Below are 24,572 nucleotides of genomic sequence, written 5' to 3'. Positions count from 1 at the left end.
AGTGAACGGCATGGACAGGATCGATCCACACGCCACGCACGCCGGGCCGGACCCGCTGCGCGGCGGTGACCAGGGCGTTGTGGCCGGGGGCGCGCCAGCCGGCACGTTCGACCCCTGGCGGTACCGGGATCAGACCGGGGTGGCCGACGTCGACCTGGTCGGCTACAAGGTCGAGGCCAGCGACGGTGGAGTCGGCAAGATCGACAGTGCCAGCCACGAGGTGGGCGGCAGCTACCTGGTGGTGGACACCGGCACCTGGATCTTCGGCAAGAAGGTGATGCTGCCGGCCGGCACCGTCAACCAGGTGGACCACGACCAGCGCATCGTCTCCGTCGACCGCACCCGGGACCAGATCAAGGCCGCCCCCGAGTACGACGAGAGCAGCCACAGCGACCCGAGCTACCGGGATCAGCTGGGCGGCTACTACGACGAGACGTACGGGGCTCTTCCGCCGGGCACGGCCCGGTGACTGTTCGACCCGACGGCCGGTGGGGTGTTTTCCCCACCGGCCGTTACCGTGTGACCGTGGACGCCATCGACGACAATCACCAGACCACACTGCCCGCCACCTTCAACTTCCGCGACGTCGGTGGCTGTCTCGGCCACGGCGACCGACCCGTACGCCGGGGCCGGCTGTTCCGGTCCGACTCGCTGCACCGCCTCACCGAGCAGGACCGGGACGCGTTCGCCGCGATCGGGATCCGCACCGTCATCGACCTGCGCCGCCCCACCGAGGTGCAGCGGGACGGGCGGGTGCCGGCATATCAGGGGCTCACCTACCGCAACATCCACCCGGAGCACGCCGACTGGGCGAACGTGCCGCACGAGGAGGGTGCCAGCCTGGCCCGCTACCTCGCGGACCGGTACGCCGACCTGGCCCAGACCGGCACCGCCGGGCTGGCCGAGGCGGTCGGGCTGATCGCCGACTCCGCGACCGCCCCGGTGGTGGTGCACTGCGTCGCCGGCAAGGACCGCACCGGCATCGTCTGTGCGCTGACCCTCGCCGTGCTCGGCGTCGACGACGCGGACATCACGGCGGACTATGCGCTCAGCAGCGAGGCGTCGGCCCGCTACAGTGCCTGGCTGGCCTCGATCAACCCGGAGGGCGTGGACGTGCCGGCGCCGTTCCTGGCCTCGCCCGCCGAGGCGATGCAGCTCTTCCTCGACGAGCTACGCGAGGGGCACGGCTCGGTCGAGGCGTACCTGCGGCACGCCGGGGTGACCGACGAGCAGCTCGCCGCCCTCCGCGACCGCCTGCTCGACGAGCCGACCGAGGCGTAGGGCCCGGTCGGGGCCGACCACGTGGGTTCGGCCGCGCCGGCCCGTCCGGTCGGGACGGGCCGGCGTGGCCACGAGGCTCAGAGGACCCGCTGCACCCAGCCGTGTTCGTCGGCCGCGTTGCCGCGCTGGATGTCCACCAACTGCTCGCGCAGGCTCATGGTGACCCGGCCGGGCTCGCCGCCACCGATCAGGAATTCGCCGTCCGGGAAGCGGACCCCACCGATCGGGGTGATCACCGCGGCGGTGCCGCAGGCGAACACCTCCCGGAGGCGGCCGCTCGCCGCGTCAGCCTGCCAGTCGGCGAAGCTGACCGGCCGCTCCTCGATCCGGTGCCCGGCCGCCCCGGCCAGCGTGAGGATCGCGTCGCGGGTGATGCCCGGCAGGATCGTGCCGGTCAGCGGCGGGGTGACGATCGAGTCGTCGTCGTAAACGAAGAAGACGTTCATGCCGCCCAGCTCGTCCACGAACCGGCGCTCCACCGCGTCCAGGAAGACGACCTGGTCGCAGCCCGCCTCGATCGCCTCGGCCTGGGCGGCCAGCGACGTCGCGTAGTTGCCGCCGCACTTGGCCGCGCCGGTGCCGCCGGGCGCGGCCCGGGTGTAGTCCGGCGAGACCCAGACGGTGACCGGCTTGACCCCGCCGGTGAAGTACGCGCCGACGGGTGAGGCGATCACCATGTAGAGGTATTCGTTGGCCGGGCGGACGCCGAGGAAGACCTCGCTGGCGAACATGAACGGCCGCAGGTAGAGGCTGCCGTCCGGGCCGGTGGGGATCCACTCCTGGTCGATCTCGATGAGCTTGTGCAGCGAGTCGACGAAGACCTCCGGCGGCAGCGCCGGCATCGCCATCCGCTGCGCCGAAGCGACGAACCGGGCCGCGTTGGCGTCCGGCCGGAACATCGTCACGCCACCGTCGGCCGTCCGGTAGGCCTTCAATCCCTCGAAGATCTCCTGCGCGTAGTGCAGCACCGCGCTGGCCGGGTCCATCGGGATCGGGCCCCGCGCCTCCACCCGTGCGTCGTACCAACCCTTGCCCTCGGCGTACCGGATGGTGACCATGTGGTCGGTGAAGACGCGGCCGAACCCGGGGTTGGCCAGCAGCGAGGCCCGGTCGGCGGCGGATACCGGCGCGGGATTCGGACGGATCTCGAAGTCGAGCATGTCACCACCGCTCATCGCGCTGACCTCCCTGCGGGACAACGGCATGCGGGACCGCACACCGAATTGGCTGTGCCAGAAACTTACCCGAACGGCCGTTCAGCGGGTAGCGCCGCTCGGGCGAGACCGTGCGACCCGGCCGAGCCGAGGCTGGGCCGGTCGCTGATGGGGCCGGGGCGGTCAGGCTACGGCGTGGGCGGCGAGACGATCGCCGACCTCTTCGGTACGCAGCGTCACGCCCGGAGTGCGGCTGGCCAGCTCGGCGGCGACCGCCGCGTTGACCCGGGCCGCGGACTCGGTGTGCCCGAGTTGCTCGAGCAGCAGTGCGGCGGAGAGCACGGCGGCGACCGGGTCGGCGATGCCCCGCCCGGCGATGTCCGGCGCGGAGCCGTGTACCGGCTCGAACATCGAGGGGTACGCCCCCTCGGGGTTGATGCAGCCGCTGGCCGCCAGCCCGATCCCACCGGTGACGGCGGCGGCGATGTCGGTGAGGATGTCGCCGAAGAGGTTGTCGGTGACCACCACGTCGTAGCGCTGCGGCTGGGTGACCAGGAACATCGCGGCGGCGTCGACGTGCTGGTATTCGGTGGCGATGTCCGGGTGCTCGGCGGCGACCACGTCGAAGGTGCGGGACCAGAGCGACCCGGCGTGGGTGAGCACGTTCGTCTTGTGCACCAGGGTGACCTTGCGCCGCTCCCGGCGCGCGGCGCGGGCGAACGCGTCCCGGATCACCCGTTCCACGCCGTGCCGGGTGTTCAGGCTCTCCTCCGTGGCGACCTCGGCGGGGGTGTCCCGGTGCAGCGAGCCACCGGCCCCGGCGTAGAGGCCCTCGGTGCCCTCGCGGACGACCACGAGGTCGACCTCGCCCGGCTTGACGTTGCCCAGCGGGCCGGCGACCCCGGGCCAGAGCCGGGACGGGCGCAGGTTGACGTACTGGTCGAACGCGAACCGGAGCTTGAGCAGCAGCCCTCGCTCCAGCACACCCGGCGGAACCGTCGGGTCGCCGACCGCGCCGAGCAGGATCGCGTCGTGCCCGGCCAACTCGGTGAGCACCGAGTCGGGCAGCACCTCTCCGGTACGGTGCCAGCGGGCCGCGCCGAGGTCGTACTCGGTGGCCTGCACGTCCGGCAGCACCGCGTCGAGGACCTTGCGGGCCTGCGCGACCACCTCGGGCCCGATGCCGTCTCCGGCCACCACCGCGATCCGCGCCACGACCGCACTCCTCTGCTCAACGGTTCCGTCTCGGCAACGGTACGTCGCTGTCCCGCCTCCCGGTACGCGACGTCCAAAATGTGAGAAAACAGGATGCACAGCAGCCTCTCAGCTGGGACTCATGAGCCGGTCATGTCCGCTGCCTACGGTGTGCTCAGTGGGTCACGGCGACCTGCTGACAGGTGGGTCGCGACGACGCGGCGCCGAGTGCGAGGGGGCAGATGCGATGCGCATCGACGAGCAGCCGCGGACCCGCTGGCCGGATCCGTCGGCGTTCCGCAACCGTCGTCCGGACCTCCGACTCGGCAGCCGCCGGAACCGGATCGATCCGGCCGGCGCCACCGAGGGCCGGATCGCGGTGCAGCACACCGTGCGCACCGCGACCGCCGAATACACACTTCTCCTCAACGCGCCCGAGTGGCTCGGCCGCCGGGGCGTGGGCGAGGCGTTGCGGGACAGCGTCGCCGAGCTGCGCGCCATCGACCTCACCTACGGTCCCAACCGGCCGGAGAGCCTGGTCTCCCGGCTGCGTCGGGGTGAGATCAGCCCCGACTCGTACGCGCCGCTCGCCGACCTGGTGGACCGCTGCGCGGCCATGCGCGCGGCCACCGACGGATGGTTCGACGCCTGGGCGGTGCCCGGCGGCTTCGATCCCGGGGGCCTGCTCAACGGCTGGGCGGTGGAACGGGCCGCCGAGCGGCTACGCGCCGCCGGCATCCACGACTACGCCGTACTCGCCGGAGCCGACCTCGTCGTCCGCGGCCGCGCGCCGCACGGTGGGCCCTGGCGGGTCGCGGTGCACCACCCCACCGCACCCGAGCGCGCACCGCTGGTGCTGGAGATGACCACCGGCGCGGTCGGCACCTCCGGGGTGACCGGGCGGCAGGGGCACGTGGTGGACCCGCACACCGGTGAGCCCGCGGATCAGCTCGTCGCCGCCACGGTCGTGGGCCCCGACCTGACGATCGCCGACGCCTACGCCACCGCGTTGTACGCCGCCGGCCCCACCGGCCTGGCGTGGTTTCGCGGCAACTCCCACTATCGGGCGCTCTTCGCCCACCGGCGCTGACTGTTGCGATCGGCCCCCACGCTCTCGGCAACGACCGTGGGGGCCGATCAGCGACGAGTGCGCGTGGCTCGCACAATCGAGGGGTGCGGACCGGTCGCGCCGGATGCCGACCGCGCCACCCGAAGACGGGCCGGCGCCTCGAACTCGGCCAGTGACCGCAGTACGTACGCTAGCGAATCGACGCAACTCGCCGCAAGAGTCTCTACACCGGACCGTCGTGACGGGAGACTCCGGGCCCACTTGTTGACCGGCGGCGAGGCAGTTTCGACATGGTGAACGGCGGATGGCACGCTATCCGCCGTGAGTTTCGATCTGAGCGTGTGGGCCCTGGAGGACGGGGCGACGCCCGAGGACGTGCGGACAGCGGTGAACGGTTGCCGGCAGGGGCGACACGTGGACCGTTACCCGGACCCGCGGGTGGTCAGCTTCTACCGGGCGATCACCGCCTCCTATCCGGACCGTCACCCGGGCGCGAACAGCCCGTGGGCGGTGGCACCGCTGCACGCCGCCCACGACCATGTCGAGCTGAACCTGCACCCGACCTGTGCGGACCAGGTGCTGCTGGACATCGAGCGGTTGGCCGGGGAGCACGGGCTGATGCTCTTCGACCCGCAGGACGGCTCGGTCTACCCGCCGCCGGCCCGCCTGCCCGGCTGACCCGCCGGCGGCACGCACGGAAATGACGAGGGGCCCGGCGAATCGCCAGGCCCCCCACGGTGTTTGTCGGCTGTTACTCGTCGCGCAGGTCGGCGGCGCTGGCCGCGGTGGCGCCGATCGACTCGGCGGCCGAGGTGAGCAGGTCGGCGCCGAGCGCCTGGTCGACGGTGAGCGTCATCAGCGTCTCGCCGCCCGCCTCACGCCGGGCCACCTGCATGGCGGCGATGTTGATGCCCGACTCGCCGAGCAGGGTGCCGACCGTGCCGACGACACCGGGCCGGTCGGCGTAGCGCAGGAAGAGCAGGATGCCCTCCGCGCCGATCTCCACGTCGAAGCCGTCCACCTCGGTCAGCTTGAGCACGTCACGAGCACCCGAGTGGGTGACAGTGCCGGAGACACTCACCGTCCGGCCGTCCGGCAGCGCGCCGCGTACGGTGACGAGCGTGGGCTGCTCGGCCGTCTCGGCCAGGGTCGCCAGGGTGACCTCGACGCCCCGCTCCGCGGCCAGGTGCGGCGCGTTGACGTAGGTGACCTGCTCCTCGACAACCGAGCTGAACAGGCCCTTCGTCGCGGCGAGCTTGAGCACCGACACGTCGTGCGCGACGATCTCGCCGCGAACCTCGACGGTGACGCTCGCGGCGATGCCGCCGGCGACAGCGGTGAACGCCCGGCCGAGCTTCTCGGCCAGCGGCAGCAGCGGCCGCACGTCCTCGGCGACCACGCCGCCGGCCTGCACGTTCACCGCGTCCGGCACGAACTCGCCCTGCAACGCGAGCTTGACGCTCTTCGCCACGGCGAGACCGGCCTTGTCCTGCGCCTCGTTCGTGGAGGCGCCCAGGTGCGGGGTGGCCACCACGTTGTCGAAGGCGAACAGCGGCGAGGAGGTGCACGGCTCCTTGCTGTACACGTCGACACCGGCACCCGCGACCCGGCCCTCGGCGATGGCGTTCGCGAGCGCCTGCTCGTCGACGAGGCCACCACGGGCGGCGTTGACGATGCGGACGCCGGGCTTGACGATCGCCAGCTCCTTCTCACCGATCAGGCCCACCGTCTCCGGCGTCTTCGGCAGGTGGATGGAGATGAAGTCGCTCTCCCGCAGCAGCTCCTCCAACCCGACCAGGCGTACGCCGAGCTGCGCCGCACGGGCCGGCTGGATGTACGGGTCGTACGCGATCAGCCGGGTGCCGAACGCGGCGATGCGCTGCGCGAAGAGCACCCCGATGCGACCGAGCCCGACCACGCCGACGGTCTTGCCCTGCACCTCGACGCCCGTGTACTTGGACCGCTTCCACTCCCCCGCCTTGAGCGCGGCACTGGCGCTGGCGGTGTTGCGGGCGACGGCGAGCAACAGCGCGACGGCCTGCTCGGCGGCGGAGACGATGTTGGAGGTGGGCGCGTTGACGACCATCACGCCGCGCGCGGTGGCGGCGGCCACCTCGACGTTGTCCAGCCCGACGCCCGCCCGGGCGACCACCTTGAGTCGCGGCGCGGCGGCGACCGCCTCCGCGTCGATCTGGGTCGCGCTGCGCACGATGACGGCATCGGCCTCGGAGAGCGCCGAGAGCAGGGCCGGACGGTCGGTGCCGTCGACGTGCCGGACGTCGAAGTCGTGGGCGAGCACCTCGATGGCGGCGGGGGCGAGTTCTTCGGCGATCAGTACGACAGGAGTCATCGGTCCTCGTAGAGGTCGTGTTTGCGATCGGCGCGGGCGGCCGGGCGCCGCACTGCGCCCTGCGCTGATCCGTGCCGTGGCCGTCAGGTGCCGGCTGCTGCACCTACCCGCGATCGTAGGGGCCCGGCTGGGCGGCGTGTTCCGGTCTGCGGGGTGAGGGCCCTCACACGCCCGGTCGAGCGACGGACATCGGCCGTTCACCGCACCGACACGGTTGCTCGCGCCCGCTACCACCGGGTGCACAGCCCTCCGGGAGGAGCCGCTCTTGTCGCTCGCCGTGCGCGTCACGCTGCTCCGACGGCTGACCCGCGTCGATCCCGCGCGGTTCGGTCCGAGGCTGGCCGAGGCGTTGGTCACCCGGTCCCAACAGGTGAACATCCGGCGCGGCGTCGTGTCCCGACGCACCGCCGCCGCGGACCAGGCGATCGCGCTCTACCGGCGGATCGAAGACCGCTGACGCGGAGCGCCACGGCCAGCGGCCGGCGACCCGCGCCGGGGAGAGCGCGGGATCGCCGGCCGCTGGTGGACCGTTGTGGGTCGTACGGGTCAGGCGGTCTCGGTGATCGGGCGGTCGACCCAGCTCATCATGCCGCGCAGCTTCTTGCCGGTCTCCTCGATCGGGTGCGCCGCGCCCTCGGCCTGCCACTTGGTGAAGTTGGGCCGGCCAGCCTCGTCCTCGGCGACCCACTCGCGGGCGAACTCACCGGACTGGATCTCACCCAGGATCTTGCGCATCTCGTCCTTGACCCGGGAGTCGATGATCCGCGAGCCACGGGAGAGGTCGCCGTACTCGGCGGTGTCGGAGATGCTGTAGCGCATCTTCGCGATGCCGCCCTCGTACATGAGGTCGACGATCAGCTTCAGCTCGTGCAGGCACTCGAAGTAGGCGACCTCGGGGGCGTAGCCCGCCTCGGTGAGCACCTCGAAACCGGTCTGCACCAGCGCCGAGGCGCCGCCGCAGAGCACCGCCTGCTCGCCGAAGAGGTCGGTCTCGGTCTCCTCGGTGAAGGTGGTCTTGATCGCGCCGGCGCGGGTGCCGCCGATCCCCTTGGCGTACGCGAGGGCGAGGGCGAAAGCGTTGCCGGTGGCGTCCTGCTCGACGGCGACGAGACAGGGCACGCCCTTGCCGTCGGCGTACTGGCGGCGGACCAGGTGGCCGGGGCCCTTCGGCGCGACCATCGCCACGTCCACCTCGGCCGGCGGCTTGATCAGGTCGTACCGGATGTTGAAGCCGTGGCCGAAGAAGATCGCCTTACCCGGGGCGAGGTTCGGGGCGATCGACTCCGCGTAGATGGAACGCTGGGCGGTGTCCGGTGCGAGCACCATGATCACGTCGGCCTCGGCGGAGGCCTGCGCCGGCGTGAGAACCCGGAACCCCTGCTCCTCGGCCTTGGGGCGGCTCTTCGAACCCTCCGGCAGACCGATCACCACGTCGACGCCGGAGTCACGCAGCGACAGCGCGTGGGCGTGGCCCTGGCTGCCGTAGCCGATGACCGCGACCTTCTTGGCCTGGATCAGGCCGAGGTCGGCATCGTCGTCGTAGTACACCTCAACGCTCATGAGAACTTCCCTTTCGTACGACGGCCGGGGCGGCCCGTCGTGGTCTGTGCGGATTATTTCGGGTACGGCCCGGCCGGGCCGACCGGTGGCGGTCAGGCAGCCCGGAGCGCGGGCCCGGCGGTGATCGAACGCGAGCCGCGCCCGATCGCCACAAGCCCGGACTGGACCATCTCCTTGATGCCGAAGGACTCGAGGTCACGCAGGAGCGCGTCGAGCTTGTCCGGGGTGCCGGTGGCCTCGATGGTCAGCGTGTCCGGTGCGACGTCGACCACCCGGGCGCGGAACAGGTTGACGGTCTCCAGCACCTGGGACCGGGCGTTCCGGTCGGCGCGGACCTTCACCAGCAGCAACTCCCGGGCGACCGAGACCTGCGGATCCAGCTCAACGATCTTGAGCACGTTGACCAGCTTGTTGAGCTGCTTGGTGACCTGCTCCAACGGAGAGGACTCGGCGTTGACCACGATGGTGATCCGGGAGACGTCCGGGTTCTCGGTCTCACCCACGGCGAGGCTGTCGATGTTGAACCCGCGCCGGGAGAACAGGCCGGAGACCCGGGCGAGCACGCCGGGCTTGTTCTCCACGAGCACGGACAGAGTGTGCATGGTCATGCCACGGCCTCGCTTCGCTCGGTCGTGCCACGACCGTTGGCAGGGCTGAGCCTGCTGATTCGTTCGCTGTGCTCACTCATGCCACGGCCTCGCTTCGCTCGGTCGTGCCACGACCGTTGGCAGGGCTGAGCCTGCTGATTCGTTCGCTGTGCTCACTCATGTCAGATGTCATCCTCGTCGAAGGTCGGGCGGACGCCGCGGGCGAACATGATCTCGTCGTTGCTGGTGCCGGCGGCGACCATCGGCCAGACCATCGCGTCCTTGCCGACCACGAAGTCGACCACGACCGGAGCGTCGTTGATCTCCATGGCGGCGGCGATCGTCTTGTCCACGTCGGCGGCGTTCTCGCAGCGCAGCCCGATGCAGCCCAGTGCCTCGGCGAGCTTGACGAAGTCGGGGATGCGGTGCTTGTGGGTGCCGAGCTCGGTGTTGGAGTAGCGCTCGTTGTAGAACAGCGTCTGCCACTGCCGGACCATGCCGAGATTGCCGTTGTTGATCACGGCGATCTTGACCGGGATGCCCTCCAACGCGCAGGTGGCCAACTCCTGGTTTGTCATCTGGAAGCAGCCGTCACCGTCCACCGCCCAGACCACCGTGTCCGGCTTGCCGACCTTGGCGCCCATCGCCGCCGGCACCGCGTAACCCATCGTGCCGAGACCGCCGGAATTCAACCAGGTGTTCGGCTTCTCGTAGGAGATGAACTGGGACGCCCACATCTGGTGCTGGCCCACCCCGGCCACGAAGATCGCGTCCGGGCCGACGATCTCGCCCAGCCGCTTGATCACGTACTGCGGGGAGAGCGTGCCGTCCGCCGGCTCGTCGTAGCCCAGGGGGTAGCGGTTGCGCAGGTCGTCCAACTGGGTCCACCAGTCGCCCAGATCGGTGCTCCGCCCCGCCGACCGCTCGACGGTCACCGCGGCGATCAGCTCGTCGATGACGTGCTTGGCGTCCCCGACGATCGGCACTTCCACGTGCCGGTTCTTGCCGATCTCCGCGGGGTCGATGTCCGCGTGCACCACCGTCGCGTCCGGGGCGAACGAGTCCAGCTTGCCGGTGACCCGGTCGTCGAACCGCGCGCCGAGCGCGACGATCAGATCCGCCTTCTGCAGGCCGTAGACCGCGGCGACCGTGCCGTGCATGCCGGGCATGCCCAGGTGCTGCTGGTGCGAGTCGGGGAACGCGCCGAGCGCCATCAGCGTGGTGACGACCGGGATGCCGGTCAGCTCGGCCAGCCGGCGCAGCCCGTCCGTGGCGCCGGCCTTGAGGACACCGCCGCCGACGTAGAGCACCGGCCGGCGGGCGGCGGCCATCAGCCGCGCCGCCTCCCGGATCTGCTTGCCGTGCGGGTGCAGGGTCGGCCGGTAGCCGGGCAGGTCGAGGGTGGGCGGCCAGGCGAAGGTGGTCTGCGCCTGGAGCACGTCCTTGGGGATGTCGACGAGCACCGGGCCGGGCCGGCCGCTGCTGGCCAGGTGGAACGCCTCGGCCAGCACCTGCGGGATCTCCTCGGCGTTCTGCACGAGGAAGTTGTGCTTGGTGATCGGCAGGGTGATGCCCTGGATGTCCGCCTCCTGGAAGGCGTCGGTGCCGATCGACGGGCGGGCCACCTGCCCGGTGATCGCCACCATCGCCACCGAGTCCATGTACGCGTCCGCGATCGGGGTGACCAGGTTCGTCGCACCCGGGCCGGAGGTGGCGATGCACACGCCGACCTTGCCGGTGGCCTGCGCGTACCCGGTCGCCGCGTGCCCCGCACCCTGCTCGTGCCGCACCAGGATGTGCCGGACGGTGGAGTCGTAGAGCGGGTCGTACGCCGGCAGGATCGCGCCGCCCGGAATGCCGAAGACGACGTCGACGTCGAGCGCCTCAAGGGACCGCACGAGCGAGCCGGCCCCGGTGACCTGGGCCGGTGCGGATGGCCGTACCGCCGGGACGGCCGGGGTGGCCGGGGTGGCCGCGGGGCGTGCGACGGCCGGGTCGACCTCGACGGTCGGGTCAGCGGCCGCACGGGCCCTGCGGGCGGAGTGGGCGAGGGTCTCGGGCGTGGGTCTCGTCATGACGGTTCTGGCCTTCGGCTGGAGTGGCTGGTGGCTAGTCAAGCGATGCGACACGGGCGGGGCCCGCCTCGCCAGGTTCCGATGGCAATAAAAACGGCCCTCGTGCAGATGCACGGGGCCAGCGCACTCTCGATGAGGGAGAGTGCGCTCAGGTAAGTACTCGCAGCGACCGGTACGACGACATGCGGCTAAGCCTGACGCATCTCACGCGATGAGTCAACTGCTCCCACATGTTGGTCAACGGACGTCGGCGAGTCGCCCGGCGACTCGCCATCGGCAGACGGGTTGACCTGCTTGTACCCGCCCGGAACACGGCGTGGCGCGGGCGGCGGCGCGGACCGCGCGCCAGGTGAGGTGGCCGCCTCCAGCATCGCCTCCAGGTGCTCGGCCGGCACCCCCCAGCCGAAGAGCGCGCCCTGGCCGAAGCGGCAGCCGGCGGCCACCACCGCGGCCAACTCGGTAGGTGTGGTCACCCCCTCGGCGATCACCTCCAGCCCCAACTGGTGGCCCAGGCGCATGACGATGTCGACCATCGGGGCGAACGCCGGACCGTCCTGGCCGACCGGCCGGACCGGCTCGTGCTCGGCCACCAGACTGTGGTCGATCTTCAGAATGTCGATCGGCAGCCGGCGCAACTGCCCCAGCGACGAGTAGCCGGCCCCGAAGTCGTCGAGCGCGATCCGGACCCCGGTCAACCGCAGCGCGGTCAGCCGCCGGATCAGCTCGTCCAGGTCGGTGGCGACCGCGTGCTCGGTGACCTCCAGCACCAGCCGCTGCGGCGGCACGTGGTGGGCGCGCAGCGCCTCGGCGACCTGGACCACGTACTCCGGGGCGTGCAACTCACGCGGGGAGACGTTGACCGACACCCAGACGTCGTGGCCGTCGGCCAGCCAACGGGAGAGCTGGTAGCAGGCCTGGTGCAGCACCCAGGCCCCCAGCGGGGCGATCATCCCGCACTCCTCGGCGAGCGGGATGAACTCGTCCGGGCCGATGTTGCCCAGCTCGGGGTGGTGCCAGCGCAGCAGCGCCTCGGCGCCGACCGGCCGCACCGACGGCAGCGACGCCACCGGCTGGAAAGCCAACCGCAGCTCGTCGCGATCGATGGCGCCGCGCAGCTCGTGCTCCACAGTCGTCCGCCGGCGCAGCAGCTTGTCGTACGCGGCGTCGTAGCGCTCGATCCGGTTCTTGCCGCGCTGCTTGGCGTAGCGCAGCGCCAGGTCGGCGTGGCGCAGCAGCAGCTCCACGTTCGGCTGGCCGGCCCACCCCGCCACCCCGATGCTGACCGAGAGGAAGACCGGCCCCTCCGGCTCGTCGTACGGCCGGTTGAGCACCCCCAGCAACCGCTCGGCGACGCGGTCCGCCTCGGCAGTGCGGCCCTGCATCAGGACGGCGAACTCGTCGCCGCCCAGCCGGGCGGCCGCGTCGCCGGGGCGCAGGTTGCTCCGCAACCGCCGGCCGACCTCGGCCAACACGGCGTCACCCACGTCGTGGCCACGGATGTCGTTGACGTTCTTGAAGCCGTCCAGATCGAGACCGAGCAGCACGCAGGGAGTGCCCGCCTCGGCCCTGTCCCGCAGTGCGCGCAGCAGCCCGCGCCGGTTGGCCAACGACGTCAGCGGGTCGGTGTGCGCCAGCTCGCGAAAGTGCGCCTCGCGCTCGGCCAGGCGGCCCGCGTAGTCCCGGACGTCGCGCAGGGTGAGGTGTTGCCGTGCCACCAGGGCGAAGCCCTCCACGCTGCTGGCCACGACGCCCGCCACCGTGAAGCGGCCGTCCTGGGCGAGGTGGTACATCGCCGAGGCGGCCATCGCGACCATCGGGGCGATCGCGTACTCGCCGTCGCGACCGATCAGATCCACCTCGATCTGCCCCGGCCGGTCGGCCCCGTGCACGGCGAGCGCGACTGTCAACAGACCGGCGGCGAGCACCGCCGCACCGGTCAACGCCATTGTCGGCCCGGTCTGGCAGAGCCCGGCACTGAGACCCATCCCGCCGCAGCTGACCGCTCCGATGCCGACGCCCAGCGCGGCGAGCCGTCGACGTGGGGTGGCAGCCCGGAAGATGACGATCACCGCGAGCCCGGCACCGAGCGCGGCACTCACCGTGACCACCAGGATCGCCGGGCAGGCCGTCGGGGTGGCGGCGCCGAGCAACCGGGTGGGCTCGGAGAGGAGCACCCAGCCGACGAACCACAGCGCCGCCGCCATCACCAGCCCGTCCAGGGCGAGCCGGGCCGTGCCCGCCGCGGTCGCGGCCACCCCCGGCAGCCGGAGCAGACCGCCGGCGAAGGCCAGCCCACTCACCGCCGTGCCGATCGCCACCGCGATCGCCCAGCCGGTGCGCTGCCCCTGCTCGTGGGTCCAGTGGTGGTTCGCGCTGAGCACGGAGACCACCCCGGCCAGCAGGCTGAGCAGGGCCACCCCGGCCGCCGCCGCGAGCAGCACGTGTGCCTGCCGGCGCGGCCCGGTGCGCCGCCGGGCGACCTGGGTCAGCAGCACGGCGGCCACAGCGGCGACAAGCCCGCTGAGCCCCGCGACAGCGACCATGCCCGGGGGGAGTTGCACGCCTTAAAGAGTGCCGGATCGACGCTCCCCGTGGGGGGCTGGGTGTGCATCTGTTGGGACACGGCGCATACGCGGGACGGTCGGCGTGGCGACGGTGTCATGCTGGTACGTATGCCTGAGCTGCGGTCGAGGACCTCCACACACGGTCGGACGATGGCCGGCGCCCGGGCCCTCTGGCGGGCCACCGGGATGACCGACGACGATTTCGGTAAGCCGATCGTCGCCATCGCCAACAGTTTCACCCAGTTCGTGCCTGGTCACGTACACCTCAAGGACATGGGCGGCCTGGTCGCCGACGCGGTCGCCGAGGCCGGCGGGGTGGGCCGGGAGTTCAACACCATCGCTGTCGACGACGGCATCGCCATGGGCCACGGCGGCATGCTCTACTCGCTGCCCAGCCGGGAGTTGATCGCCGACGCGGTGGAGTACATGGTCAACGCGCACTGCGCGGACGCCCTGGTCTGCATCTCCAACTGCGACAAGATCACTCCCGGGATGCTGCTCGCCGCGCTGCGGCTCAACATCCCGACCGTCTTCGTCTCCGGTGGGCCCATGGAGGCCGGCAAGACGATGGCGATCGAGGGCGTCGTGCACAGCAAGATCGACCTGATCGACGCGATGATCGCCTCCTCGAACGAGTCGGTCACCGACGAGCAGCTCGGCGAGATCGAGCGCTCCGCCTGCCCGACCTGCGGCTCGTGCTCCGGCATGTTCACCGCCAACTCGATGAACTGTCTCACCGAGGCGATCGGGCTGGCACTGCCCGGCAACGGCTCGACGCTCGCCACCCACGCCGCGCGCCGGTCCCTCTTCGTCGAGGCCGGCCGCACCGTCGTGGAGATCTCCAAGCGGTGGTACGACGGCGACGACGACTCGGTGCTGCCGCGCACGGTCGCCTCCAAGGCCGCCTTCGAGAACGCGGTCGCCCTGGACGTGGCGATGGGCGGCTCCACGAACACGGTGCTGCACCTGCTCGCCGCCGCCCGGGAGGCGGAGCTGGACTTCGGCGTCGCCGACATCGACGCCATCTCCCGGCGGGTGCCCTGCCTGGCGAAGGTCGCGCCGAACTCGCCGAACTACCACATGGAGGACGTGCACCGGGCCGGTGGCATCCCCGCGATCCTCGGCGAGTTGGACCGGGCCGGGCAGCTCAACCGGGACGTGCACGCCGTGCACTCCCCCTCGCTGGCCCAGTGGCTGACCGACTGGGACGTGCGCGGCGGCTCCCCGACCCCGACGGCTGTCGAGCTGTTCCACGCGGCGCCCGGCGGCGTGCGTACCGTCGAGCCGTTCTCCACCACCAACAGGTGGTCGTCGCTGGACACCGACGCGGCCGGTGGCTGCATCCGGGACCGCGAGCACGCCTACTCCGCCGACGGTGGCCTGGCCATCCTGCACGGCAACCTGGCCCCGGACGGCTGCGTGGTGAAGACCGCCGGAGTGCCGGACGACTGCCTGACCTTCCGTGGGCCGGCGAAGGTCTACGAGTCGCAGGACGACGCGGTGACCGCGATCCTCGCCAAGGAGATCGTCGCGGGCGACGTCGTGGTGATCCGGTACGAGGGCCCCCGGGGCGGGCCGGGCATGCAGGAAATGCTCTACCCCACCTCGTTCCTCAAGGGTCGTGGGCTGGGCCGGTCCTGCGCGCTGCTCACCGACGGCCGCTTCTCCGGCGGCACCTCCGGGCTCTCCATCGGCCACGCCTCCCCCGAGGCCGCCTCCGGCGGGTTGATCGCCCTGGTCCGCGAGGGCGACGAGATCGTCATCGACATCCCGGGCCGCTCCATCGAGCTGAACGTGCCGGCCGACGAGTTGGAGGCACGACGGGTGGCCGAGGAGAAGCGCGACAAGCCGTACACCCCGACCGACCGGCAGCGGCCGGTGTCGGCGGCGCTGCGCGCGTACGCCTCGATGGCCACCTCGGCCAGCGACGGCGCCTACCGCCGCGTCCCGGAGTAGGACGCGCGTCTATCTGATCGACACGAGATCAGCGATATCGGGGTATCCGGCCGGGCCGGATACCCCGATATCCGCGATCTCGTGTCGATCGGTCGCGACACATCCTCCGCACGCCCGCGCCGGCCAGCGAAAAGCCGGTCCCCCTGGGTGGACCGCATGGGCTAGCGTGGCGTCCGTCTATCTGGGAGGACCCAGGTTCCTACGGGGGGAAAAGCTGTGCACGTGGCACTGTGGAAGAAGACCGCCGTGGTGGCGGTCGCGGCGCTCACCGCGCTCGCCGGCACCGCCTGCGGCCCGCAGCCCGGGTCGACCGAGGCGCCCGAGAAGCAGTCCGGCGTCCTGGAGTTGCTGGCCAGTGATCTCAAGGGGTCGCTGCAGAAGACGGTGGATACCACCACCAAGACCGACTCGGTGACCGTGAAGATGGTCGGCACCATGGGCGGTCAGAAGATCTCGGTGCAGGGTGTCCTGGACCTGGGTGACACGCCCAAGGCCGAGATGAAGATGACCGACCCGGAGGGCACCACGGTCAGCGTCCGGATGATCGGCGTGGTGTTCTTCGTCGAGGTTGCCGAAGAGGACCGCGCGAGTACGGGCGGAAAGCGCTGGGTGAAGATGGATCTGAGCGCGGTGGCCGGCAACAAGGCGGGTGCGGAACTGGGCAAGCAGTTCGACGACATGGACCCGGTCAAGCAGGTCAAGACACTGCTCGCCATCGAGGGCACGACCGTGGTGGGGCAGGAGACGGTGAACGGGACGCAGACCGTCCACTACACCGTCACCACGCCGGTGGACACCTACCTCGCGCAGATCGACTCCAAGCGGCGGACCGAGACCGAGCAGGCGCTCGCCGCGCAGGGCGTCAAGGAGCTCAAGATCGACCTGTGGGTCGACGAGCAGTACCGGCCGCGTCGGGCCGGCCTGGGCATGGGCAAGATGGGCGACATGCTCATCGACTACACCGACTACGGCAAGGCGGTGACCATCGAGGCCCCGCCGGCGGCGGAGACCGCCGACCTGGCCGAGATGCTGAAGGGCCTGAGCACCGGCGCCTGACCTGACCCGGATCGCTGCCCGGCCCGTGCGGAGGACGCATCGGCCGGGCAGCGCTGTCTCTGTTGTCGCTCCGGAAATCGTCGGCTCAGGACGCGGCCCACGGGCCGCTGATGAACGTGCCGTTTTCGGTGAACGGACTGACGTTGGGCAGGCACCCGCCCAGGTCGATCGTCTGGGTCATCATGACCGGACCCGGCTTGCCCGGCGCGCCGCACTTCATGTGCGCGAAGCCGAGGAAGTGGCCGAACTCGTGGTTGATGACGCCGGCGTGGTACTCGTCGATGCTGACCGGGTAGCCCGGCGAGCCCTGGAGCCACCGCCGCAGATTGATCATGATGGTCTTGCCGTACTTGCAGGAGTAGACCCCTTCGGTGTCAACGCCGCTCGCACCGCACAGCCTGTCCACAGTCCTCGGCGTGGCGAGCCGGACATCGACGTCGATGCGTGCGGTGCTGACCCGCTGGAAGGACCACGATGCCCGGGTCAGATTCACCGCCTCGTTGGTGACCGGGTGCTGCGCCGAATCGGCCCACCCGTTCGGCGCCGCCAACACCTGCTCGATGCTTTCGGCGAACCGGTCCGGCTTCCAGGCCGGGATGTCACCCCAGGCGATGCCCTTCTCCACCGAAACGCTGTAGCGCACCCGCTTCTTGCCCTTACCGATCACGCGACCGTTGCCGGCGGCGGTGGAGAAGGTGCCGGCTGCCCTGGTGGGAATCTCCGCGTCGGTCGGGATCTCCGGAGTCGGGCTGGAGGTCGGCGCATCGCTGAGCAGCGGCTCACTCGAATCCCAGCGCGGGGTGTCGGCGCCCCCGGAAGCCGGCGCGGACGCCAGACCACAGGCGGCGGTCGCCAGCGCCATCGCCAACGAGATCGGCACGAGCAGCCGTCCGTTGATCCGCACGTTGCAACCTCCAGGATTGATCACGGTCAGGTGAGGAACACCGGAAGGCTATGTGACTAGGGGTAAGGAAAATGTCAGGACGGCAGGCATCGATACCCCGGCATTACGTGACGCAGCGGGCACGTCACCGTACGTTCCGTCGTCGTCGCAGAATTGCCGGACCGTTTGCGTGATGATCGTGCTTGCACATGGTTGTGGTGGCCTCCCTGTGGGGCGAGGCCACCACAACCTGGATCAAGCCTGACCTTGGAGCGTCAGGCGATGGTGATGTCGTTGACGCAGCGCAGCACCGGGCGGGCGGTCAGCGCAGCAGGGTCCAGCGGCCCGGACACCCGCACGGTGAAGGTCGCCGACTCGCCCGGCAGCAGCGTGACAAGTGCCGCGTCCGCGGTGGCGGAGGCGTCCAGCCGATCCGGGAACAGCGTCAGGTCGCGCAGCACCGTCCCGGCCGTGACCCGGACCCGCTGCCCGCCATCGAACGGCTCGACCGCCGCCTCCCAGGCCGCCGAGGGCCACTCCACGTCCCGGTCCTCGGCGAAGAACCACAGCGCCCGCTCGGCGGTCTCCCCCGCCTCGGCGATCACCAGCTCCCGCCGGGCGTCGTCGGGCCGGACCAGGTACGTCGGCAGCGCCAGCAGCACCGATGAGTACGCCGGGACGTCGAGGTCGACCGAGATCTTCGCCCGGGGCTCCCCGTCGAGGGTCAGCCGGGTCACCGAGGCCGACGCCTGCCAGGTGGTGCCGCCGTCGTTGACCGCGACCAGGGCCAGCCCGCCGTCGCGGGGCTGCACGGTCAACAGCCGGTCGGCGTACGCGTGGCGCAGCGCGTACCACAGGGGTTTGCGACGGCCGTCGCCGTCGACGGCGGACCAGGAGGTCACCGGCCAGCAGTCGTTGAGCTGCCAGACGATGGTGCCCGCGCAGATGCCCCGGTGGGAGCGGAAGTGCTCGACGCCGAGCTGGATCGCGCGGGCCTGGTTGAGCTGCGTCAGGTAGTGCCAGTCGTCGAAGTCCACCGGGGTGGGCAGGTGCGCGTCCAGGCCGCGCTGGAGTTTGCCGTCGCCGCCGGCGGCCTTCTGGTGGTGCGCCATCCCGGGTGAGTCATGCGCCAGCGGCTCGTCGGAGATCGCCCGGCGCAGGGTCGCGTACGCCGGTGGGGCCTGATAGCCGAACTCGGCGACGAAGCGGGGCACGTACTCCCGGTATCTCGTGTAGTCGTGGGTGTTCCACACGTCCCAGATGTGGGTGGTGCCGTGTGCCGGGTCGTTCGGGTGGATCGCCTCGGTGCCCGACCAGGGGCTGCCCGGCCAGTACGGGCGGGTGGGGTCCAGCGCGCCGACGATCCGGGGCAGCTCGTCGAGGTAGTAACCACGTCCCCAGGTGCGCCCGGCGAGGGCCGGCTGCCAGTCCCAGTCGTGCCAGCCCCAGATGTTCTCGTTGTTGCCGGTCCACAGCACCAGCGAGGGGTACGGCGCGAGCCGGGTCACCTGCTCGGCGGCCTCGGCGGCCACCTCGCTGGCGAACGGCTCCTCCTCCGGGTATGCGGCGCAGGCGAAGAGGAAGTCCTGCTGGACGAGGAGCCCGCGCTCGTCGGCGAGGTCGTAGAAGTCCGCCGACTCGTACCGGCCGCCGCCCCAGACGCGCAGCAGGTTGACGTTGGCCTCGACGGCCTGGTCGAAGCGTTCGGCGAGGCGGTCCCGGGTGATCCGGGTGGGGAACACGTCGTCGGGGATCCAGTTGACCCCGCGGACGAAGACCGGGACGTCGTTCACCGACAGCGCGAACGGGGTGCCGTGTGCGTCGGGGGTGGTGTCCAGTCGTACCGAGCGGAAGCCGATGCGGTGCGACCAGGTGTCCAGGGTCTCGCCGTGCGCGTGCAGGGTCACCTCGATCGGGTGACGGGTCTGGTCGCCGTACCCCCGGGGCCACCAGAGCGCGGGCTCGCGGACGGTGAGGGTCAGCACGGCCGTGCGCTGCCCGGCCGGGACGACCGTCTCGGCGTGGGCGCCGGCGACGACCGCCCGGACGGTCAGCGCGACGTCCGCGACCCGCTCGATGTCGATGTGCAGCTCGACCCGGCCGTCGCGTCCGTCCATCGTGACGAGTGGACGGACGCCGGCCAGCCGGGCGGTGGACCAGGCGTGCAGGCTGATCTCCTGCCAGATGCCCGCGGTGACCAGGGTCGGCCCCCAGTCCCACCCGAAGTTGCAGGCCATCTTGCGGATGAAGTGGAACGGCTCCGGGTACGCGTTGGGCCGGTCGCCGAGCCGTTCCCGCTGCGCCTCGGCGTAGCGGTACGCGGACTCGAACGCCACAGCCAGGTCGTTGTCGCCGTCGCGGAGCAGGGCACGGACGTCGAATCGGTAGCCACGGTGCATGTTCGCGGTGCGGCCGACCTCGACGCCGTTGACGGTGAGCGTGGCGACGGTGTCCAGGCCGGCGCAGACCAGGTCCACCCGGTCGTGGTCGCCGGCCAGGTGTCGGAAGCTCGTGCGGTAGTGCCAGTCGGTGCGCCCGATCCAGGCCAGGGCCAACTCGTTGTCGTCGAGGTAGGGGTCTGGAATCAACCCGGCGTCGAGCAGGTCGGTGTGCACGCAGCCGGGCACTGTCGCCGGCACGGCCCGCCCGGCGATGTCGGCGGGCACCCGCGCTCCGGATGCCGCCCGCAGGGTCCAACCGTCGTAGAGTGCCTGTCGGCTCAACTCCGCACCGCACCTTCTGCATCGAAAGACGCCTACTGAACCGGATAAGCTGAGCACCGTACGGTTCGGAATTCGGACTGTCAACGGCCAGAGAGCTAAGGGAGCACGCCGGTGAAGCGGCCGACAATCGCCGACGTCGCCCGGCACGCCGGGGTGTCCAAGGGCGCCGTGTCGTACGCGCTGAACGGGCAGCCCGGTGTCTCCGAGGCCACCCGGCAGCGCATCCTGGCCATCGCCACGGAGATCGGGTTCAGTCCGAGCAGCGCCGCCCGCGCCCTCTCCGCCGCCACCGCCGGGGCGGTCGGCCTGGCCCTGTGCCGACCGGCCCGGATCCTCGGCGTCGAGCCGTTCTTCATGGCGCTGATCAGTGGCGTCGAGGCCGAACTGTCCGCCCGCTCGTACGCGCTGACGCTCCAGGTGGTGGCCGACCCGGACGCCGAGATCGCGGTCTACCGGCGCTGGTGGGGCGAACGTCGGGTGGACGGCGTGCTCGTCTGCGACCTGCGCACCGACGACCGCCGCATCGCCGCGCTGGAGCAGCTCCAACTGCCCGCGGTGGTGATCGGCGGACCCGGCGGCACCGGGGCGTTGGCCAGCCTCTGGTCCGACGACGCGGCGGCGTTGACCGAGACGGTGGAATACCTGGTCGCGCTCGGGCACCGGCGGATCGCCCGGGTCGCCGGCCTGCCCGACCTGCGGCACACCGAGATCCGCACCGACGCGTTCGCGGCGGTGTGTCAACGGCTCGACCTGGTCGACGCGGTCACCGTCTGGTCCGACTACACCGGCGAGGAGGGCGGGCGGGCCACCCGCCGCCTGCTCAGCTCCGCCCAGCGGCCCTCGGCGATCATCTACGACAACGACGTGATGGCCATCGCCGGGCTCTCCGTCGCCCAGGAGATGGGGCTCACCGTTCCCGGCGATCTGTCCATCGTGGCCTGGGACGACTCGCCGCTGTGCCGGCTGGTGCACCCGCCGCTGACCGCGCTGGGCAGGGACATCCCGGCGTACGGCGCGCACGCCGCCCGGCAACTGCTCGCCGTGATCGGTGGGGAGCCGGTGAGCCGGGTGCAGGACGAGACGCCGCAGCTGACCCCCCGGGGCAGCACCGCGCCTCCGCGCGGAAGATGAACCGGTTCAGCGAGATGCGGACGGGAACTCCTCGAAGTACGCCTCGACCCGTTCGGCCGTCGCCGGGCGGGCCAGCGCGAACCCCTGCCCGTACCGGCAGCCGCCACGGCGGGCCACCTCCACCTGCGTCGACGACTCCAACTCCTCGGCGACGATCTCGACGCCCAGTCGCTCACCGACGTTTACCACCACGTCGATAAGCGGCGGCTGCCCGTCCGGCCGGGCGCCCACCAACTCCGGGCCCACCTTGAGCAGGTCGATCGGCAGCCGGCGGAGCTGGGCCAGCGAGGCGTGCTCGGCCCGGAAGTCGTCCAACGCGGTGCGGACCCCAAGCGACCGCAGACCGGCCAACCGGGCCACCACCGTCGACAGGTCACCCGCCACCTTCGGCTCGCTCACCTCCACCACCAGCCGCTCCGGTGGCACCCCGTACGCGGCCAGCACGGCCGCCGCCCGCTGCACGAAGTCGGGCGTCGTCAGCTCCCGGGTCGTGACGTTCACCGCCATCCACAACTCCCGAACGCCCACCGACCAGTCGGACAACTGCCGGCAGGCCCGGTCCAGCACCCACCACTCCAACTCACCGACCAGGTCCAGATCCTCGGCGACCGGCAGCAGCTCGGCCGGGAGCACCGTGCCGAGCACCGGGCTGCGCCACCGCAGCAGTGCCTCCGCACCCACCGGTTGCCCGTCGGCCAGGTCGACGACCGGCTGGTAGACGAGGTCCAACTCGCCGCGGGCCACCGCACCGGGCAGTTCGCGTTCCAGGTCGAGGCGGCGTACCAACTGCTCCTCCAGGAACGCGTCATACCACTCGACCCGGTCCCGGCCCAGTTGCACGGCCCGCCGCCGGGCCAGCTCGGCCTGCCGGAGCACGTCCGCGGGCCGGTCACCGCTCACCTCGGCCAGGCCGATGCTTGTCTGCGCCCGCACCACCGCACCGGCAACCTGGTAGGGCGGGGCGAGCGCGCCCAGCAGCCGGGTGCCCAGCGCGTACGCCAGCACCGGGCCGGCGGCGGTGACCACCGCGAAGCCGGCGCCCGTGCAGCCGGTGACCACGTCGTCGAAAGCGATGACGGCGCGGACCCGGTGCACCGCCTCGGCCAGCACGTCCTCCCGGGCGGTCGGGCCGATCCCGTCGGTGACGTGCAGGTCGACGAGCAGCAGCGCGCCGGACGGGGCCGGCACGTCGCCGATCGCGGCGAGGGCGTCCAGCAGGGCTGCCCGGTCACCGGGCGGACCATTTCCCGCCGGAACGGGCCGCCGGCTCAGCGCCGACCAGCCGGCGGCGTCCTCCGCCGGCCAGGTCGAGCCGGCGCCGTACCTGGTCAGCGGGCCAGCCGAATCGCGCTGGTCGTGCGGGTCGTGCACGGGGGCCGTCGATGGAAGATCACCGAGCCAGCGCGGCGGGACCGCGTGGCGGTGCCGCACCGGGCCGGCGGCGGGTCGGCGGTGCGCGGCGGGTCGGGCCGAGACGGGTGCGTCACGGCCGCGCAGCAGCTCGCGCAGCACCAGGGGCGGCACGGCCGCCAGCGCCAGCACCACGCTCGTCCGATCCGGCGCGTGACCGGAGCCCAGGTGCGGCGCCGCCGCCAGCAGCAGCACCGCGGCGGGGAGCACCGACCGGGGCCAGGCCGACGCGACCGGTTCCGCCGGCGCGGTGTCGCCCGCGTCCGCCGCGTCGACCGCACCGACCGCGACGAGCAGCAAACCGAGCACCAGCGGGGGTACGACCAGCAGGGTCACCCGCCCGGTCGGCGCGGACGGCAGCGCGGCCAGCAGTATCAGCCCGCCCACGGTGAGCAGAACACCGCCGCGGCAGACCGCCGTCGGAGAACGTCGCCGCGGCCCGGCGAACGCGGTGAGCGCGGCCATGCCCAGCCCACCGAGCGCCAACGCGGCCACCAGCCGGACCGGCACCGGCGGGCCGACAGGGGGCAGCAGCAGCCAGCCGGCGAGGGCCAACCCGACGGCCGGGCCGGTCGACTCGACGAGCCCGCGCAGCCGGACCCCGGCGGTCGGGCGCGTCCGGCCGGGAAGCCGGCACAACCCCGCCCCGGCGAGGGCCGCCACGAGCAGTGCCCCCACCAGCGCGGCAACGGTGCGCCAGCCGCCGCCCAGCGGCAGTGCGACGGCGGTCAGACCGGCCGTCACCACCGCCGCGTCGAGCAGCACGCCCGCCGTCCGCGGCGCCGGGTCGACGCGGCGCGAGACGGCCAGCCGGGAGAGCCGCACCCCGGCGAGGGTGGCGCCGGCGCCGACCGACAGGGCGATCACCACCGGAGTCGGCACCAGGCCGAGGGCACCGGCGAAGAGGAGCAGCGCCACGGCCGTGGACGTGGCGGTCTCCGGTGTTCGGCGGGGGACGAGGACGCGGAACGGGTACGCGAGGAGCACGGCGGTCGCCTTCGTGAGGGGGCACGGGGCGGTACGACGGTGCGGGACATCGAACATTCCTGGTCCGCTGTCCAACAACTGTGAACGATCGGCGGCCACATCGGTTACGTGTCGGTCACCCAGAGGAGGCAACGACAGATGTCACTGTACGACGTACCACCCCTCGGCACCGCCCGCCGCGAGCCGCAACGGCCGGGAGTGGGATCATCGGAGGGTGAGTAAGCCCGACACGGTCCGCTTCCGATACAACCAAGCCATCCTGGTCGCCTCGGTGATCGCCTTCATCGGTGCCCTGCCGCTGGCGAACGCCCGGACCTACCTGCTGCCGGTGCTGCTCGTCCCGCTCGCCGTGGGGGTGTGGGCCTGGCGGGCCGGCACCGAAGCCGACGCGCGGGAGCTACGGCTACGGGCGTTGGTCGGGCAACGCCGCCTCACCTGGGACCGGGTCGTCGAGCTGACCGCCGACCGGCGCGGGCGGGCGGTCGCCCGGCTCGACGACGGCCAGCAGGTCACCCTGCCGGCCGTCCGTGGCGAGGACCTGCCCCGGCTGGTCGCGGCCACCGGTCAGTCGCTCCCCCACGCCGGCTGAGTG

The 24,572-nt window shown here is 71.8% G+C and carries 19 protein-coding genes; 9 read left to right on the top strand and 10 right to left on the bottom strand.

The genetic code is table 11. The features are described 5' to 3' along the window. Positions 1–10: 10 nt before the first annotated feature. Together ACGFH8_RS28035 and ACGFH8_RS28030 are read left to right on the top strand one after the other, a co-directional pair. On the top strand, positions 11–469 hold the full coding sequence (locus ACGFH8_RS28035; protein ID WP_393372773.1) for a PRC-barrel domain containing protein: 459 nt from the start codon (positions 11–13) through the stop codon (positions 467–469). Between the two features lie 56 nt (positions 470–525). Then, the gene (locus ACGFH8_RS28030; RefSeq protein WP_393372770.1) at positions 526–1,281 is read left to right on the top strand and encodes a tyrosine-protein phosphatase; all 756 of its coding nucleotides are present in this window, start codon (positions 526–528) and stop codon (positions 1,279–1,281) included. Between the two features lie 77 nt (positions 1,282–1,358). Here the strand turns inward: ACGFH8_RS28030 and ACGFH8_RS28025 are convergent, their stop codons facing one another. After that, positions 1,359–2,456 carry a branched-chain amino acid aminotransferase gene (locus ACGFH8_RS28025; protein WP_393372767.1) on the bottom strand — a complete coding sequence of 366 codons (1,098 nt, stop codon included), beginning with the start codon at positions 2,454–2,456 and terminating at the stop codon, positions 1,359–1,361. 162 nt (positions 2,457–2,618) lie between these two features. Then, positions 2,619–3,650, bottom strand: coding sequence for a 3-isopropylmalate dehydrogenase (locus ACGFH8_RS28020; RefSeq protein ID WP_393372764.1), 1,032 nt, complete (start codon positions 3,648–3,650; stop codon positions 2,619–2,621). Positions 3,651–3,876: 226 nt separating this feature from the next. Between ACGFH8_RS28020 and ACGFH8_RS28015 the strand changes: the two genes are divergently transcribed. Both ACGFH8_RS28015 and ACGFH8_RS28010 read left to right on the top strand, forming a co-directional pair. Continuing rightward, on the top strand, positions 3,877–4,719 hold the full coding sequence (locus ACGFH8_RS28015) for an FAD:protein FMN transferase (protein WP_393372761.1): 843 nt from the start codon (positions 3,877–3,879) through the stop codon (positions 4,717–4,719). 300 nt (positions 4,720–5,019) lie between these two features. Then, positions 5,020–5,376: a hypothetical protein gene (locus tag ACGFH8_RS28010; RefSeq protein ID WP_393372759.1), complete on the top strand. Its 357-nt coding sequence runs from the start codon at positions 5,020–5,022 to the stop codon at positions 5,374–5,376. A gap of 73 nt (positions 5,377–5,449) precedes the next feature. On the opposite strand, the gene serA is transcribed toward ACGFH8_RS28010, so the two are convergent. Then, a complete protein-coding gene (serA, locus tag ACGFH8_RS28005) occupies positions 5,450–7,048 on the bottom strand; it encodes a phosphoglycerate dehydrogenase (protein WP_393372756.1) in 1,599 nt (532 codons plus the stop codon). A 265-nt stretch (positions 7,049–7,313) separates the two neighbouring features. Here serA and ACGFH8_RS28000 point away from each other — a divergent pair, with 265 nt between their 5' ends. Next, on the top strand, positions 7,314–7,505 hold the full coding sequence (locus ACGFH8_RS28000; protein WP_393372754.1) for a hypothetical protein: 192 nt from the start codon (positions 7,314–7,316) through the stop codon (positions 7,503–7,505). A gap of 89 nt (positions 7,506–7,594) precedes the next feature. On the opposite strand, the gene ilvC is transcribed toward ACGFH8_RS28000, so the two are convergent. From ilvC to ACGFH8_RS27980, 4 genes are all read right to left on the bottom strand, one after another. Further along, positions 7,595–8,608, bottom strand: a complete 1,014-nt coding sequence (gene ilvC, locus ACGFH8_RS27995; protein WP_393372751.1) for a ketol-acid reductoisomerase — start codon at positions 8,606–8,608, stop codon at positions 7,595–7,597. Between the two features lie 92 nt (positions 8,609–8,700). Further along, positions 8,701–9,216, bottom strand: a complete 516-nt coding sequence (gene ilvN, locus ACGFH8_RS27990; protein ID WP_393372748.1) for an acetolactate synthase small subunit — start codon at positions 9,214–9,216, stop codon at positions 8,701–8,703. 161 nt (positions 9,217–9,377) lie between these two features. Further along, the gene (locus tag ACGFH8_RS27985; protein ID WP_393372746.1) at positions 9,378–11,270 is read right to left on the bottom strand and encodes an acetolactate synthase large subunit; all 1,893 of its coding nucleotides are present in this window, start codon (positions 11,268–11,270) and stop codon (positions 9,378–9,380) included. A gap of 188 nt (positions 11,271–11,458) precedes the next feature. After that, the gene (locus tag ACGFH8_RS27980) at positions 11,459–13,831 is read right to left on the bottom strand and encodes a putative bifunctional diguanylate cyclase/phosphodiesterase (RefSeq protein WP_393372744.1); all 2,373 of its coding nucleotides are present in this window, start codon (positions 13,829–13,831) and stop codon (positions 11,459–11,461) included. A 111-nt stretch (positions 13,832–13,942) separates the two neighbouring features. Between ACGFH8_RS27980 and ilvD the strand changes: the two genes are divergently transcribed. Together ilvD and ACGFH8_RS27970 are read left to right on the top strand one after the other, a co-directional pair. Then, positions 13,943–15,790, top strand: a complete 1,848-nt coding sequence (ilvD, locus tag ACGFH8_RS27975) for a dihydroxy-acid dehydratase (RefSeq protein WP_393372741.1) — start codon at positions 13,943–13,945, stop codon at positions 15,788–15,790. Between the two features lie 222 nt (positions 15,791–16,012). After that, complete coding sequence (locus tag ACGFH8_RS27970; RefSeq protein ID WP_393372738.1) at positions 16,013–16,846, top strand: hypothetical protein; 834 nt, start codon at positions 16,013–16,015, stop codon at positions 16,844–16,846. 85 nt (positions 16,847–16,931) lie between these two features. Here the strand turns inward: ACGFH8_RS27970 and ACGFH8_RS27965 are convergent, their stop codons facing one another. After that, positions 16,932–17,750, bottom strand: a complete 819-nt coding sequence (locus ACGFH8_RS27965) for a DUF3152 domain-containing protein (RefSeq protein WP_393372735.1) — start codon at positions 17,748–17,750, stop codon at positions 16,932–16,934. Positions 17,751–18,004: 254 nt separating this feature from the next. After that, the gene (locus tag ACGFH8_RS27960; RefSeq protein WP_393372733.1) at positions 18,005–20,452 is read right to left on the bottom strand and encodes a glycoside hydrolase family 2 protein; all 2,448 of its coding nucleotides are present in this window, start codon (positions 20,450–20,452) and stop codon (positions 18,005–18,007) included. A 111-nt stretch (positions 20,453–20,563) separates the two neighbouring features. Between ACGFH8_RS27960 and ACGFH8_RS27955 the strand changes: the two genes are divergently transcribed. Next, positions 20,564–21,583, top strand: coding sequence for a LacI family DNA-binding transcriptional regulator (locus tag ACGFH8_RS27955; protein ID WP_393372731.1), 1,020 nt, complete (start codon positions 20,564–20,566; stop codon positions 21,581–21,583). Positions 21,584–21,589: 6 nt separating this feature from the next. On the opposite strand, the gene ACGFH8_RS27950 is transcribed toward ACGFH8_RS27955, so the two are convergent. After that, a complete protein-coding gene (locus tag ACGFH8_RS27950) occupies positions 21,590–23,980 on the bottom strand; it encodes an EAL domain-containing protein (protein ID WP_393372729.1) in 2,391 nt (796 codons plus the stop codon). 214 nt (positions 23,981–24,194) lie between these two features. Between ACGFH8_RS27950 and ACGFH8_RS27945 the strand changes: the two genes are divergently transcribed. Beyond that, entirely contained in the window at positions 24,195–24,569 is a 375-nt protein-coding gene (locus ACGFH8_RS27945; protein WP_393372726.1) for a PH domain-containing protein, read from the top strand. Positions 24,570–24,572 lie beyond the last annotated feature (3 nt).

It is taken from the genome of Micromonospora sp. NPDC049175, from assembly GCF_043197345.1.
Lineage (GTDB): Bacteria > Actinomycetota > Actinomycetes > Mycobacteriales > Micromonosporaceae > Micromonospora.
Note: the sequence above shows the minus strand (reverse complement) of the source record. Positions and strands in the feature narration are given on the sequence as shown.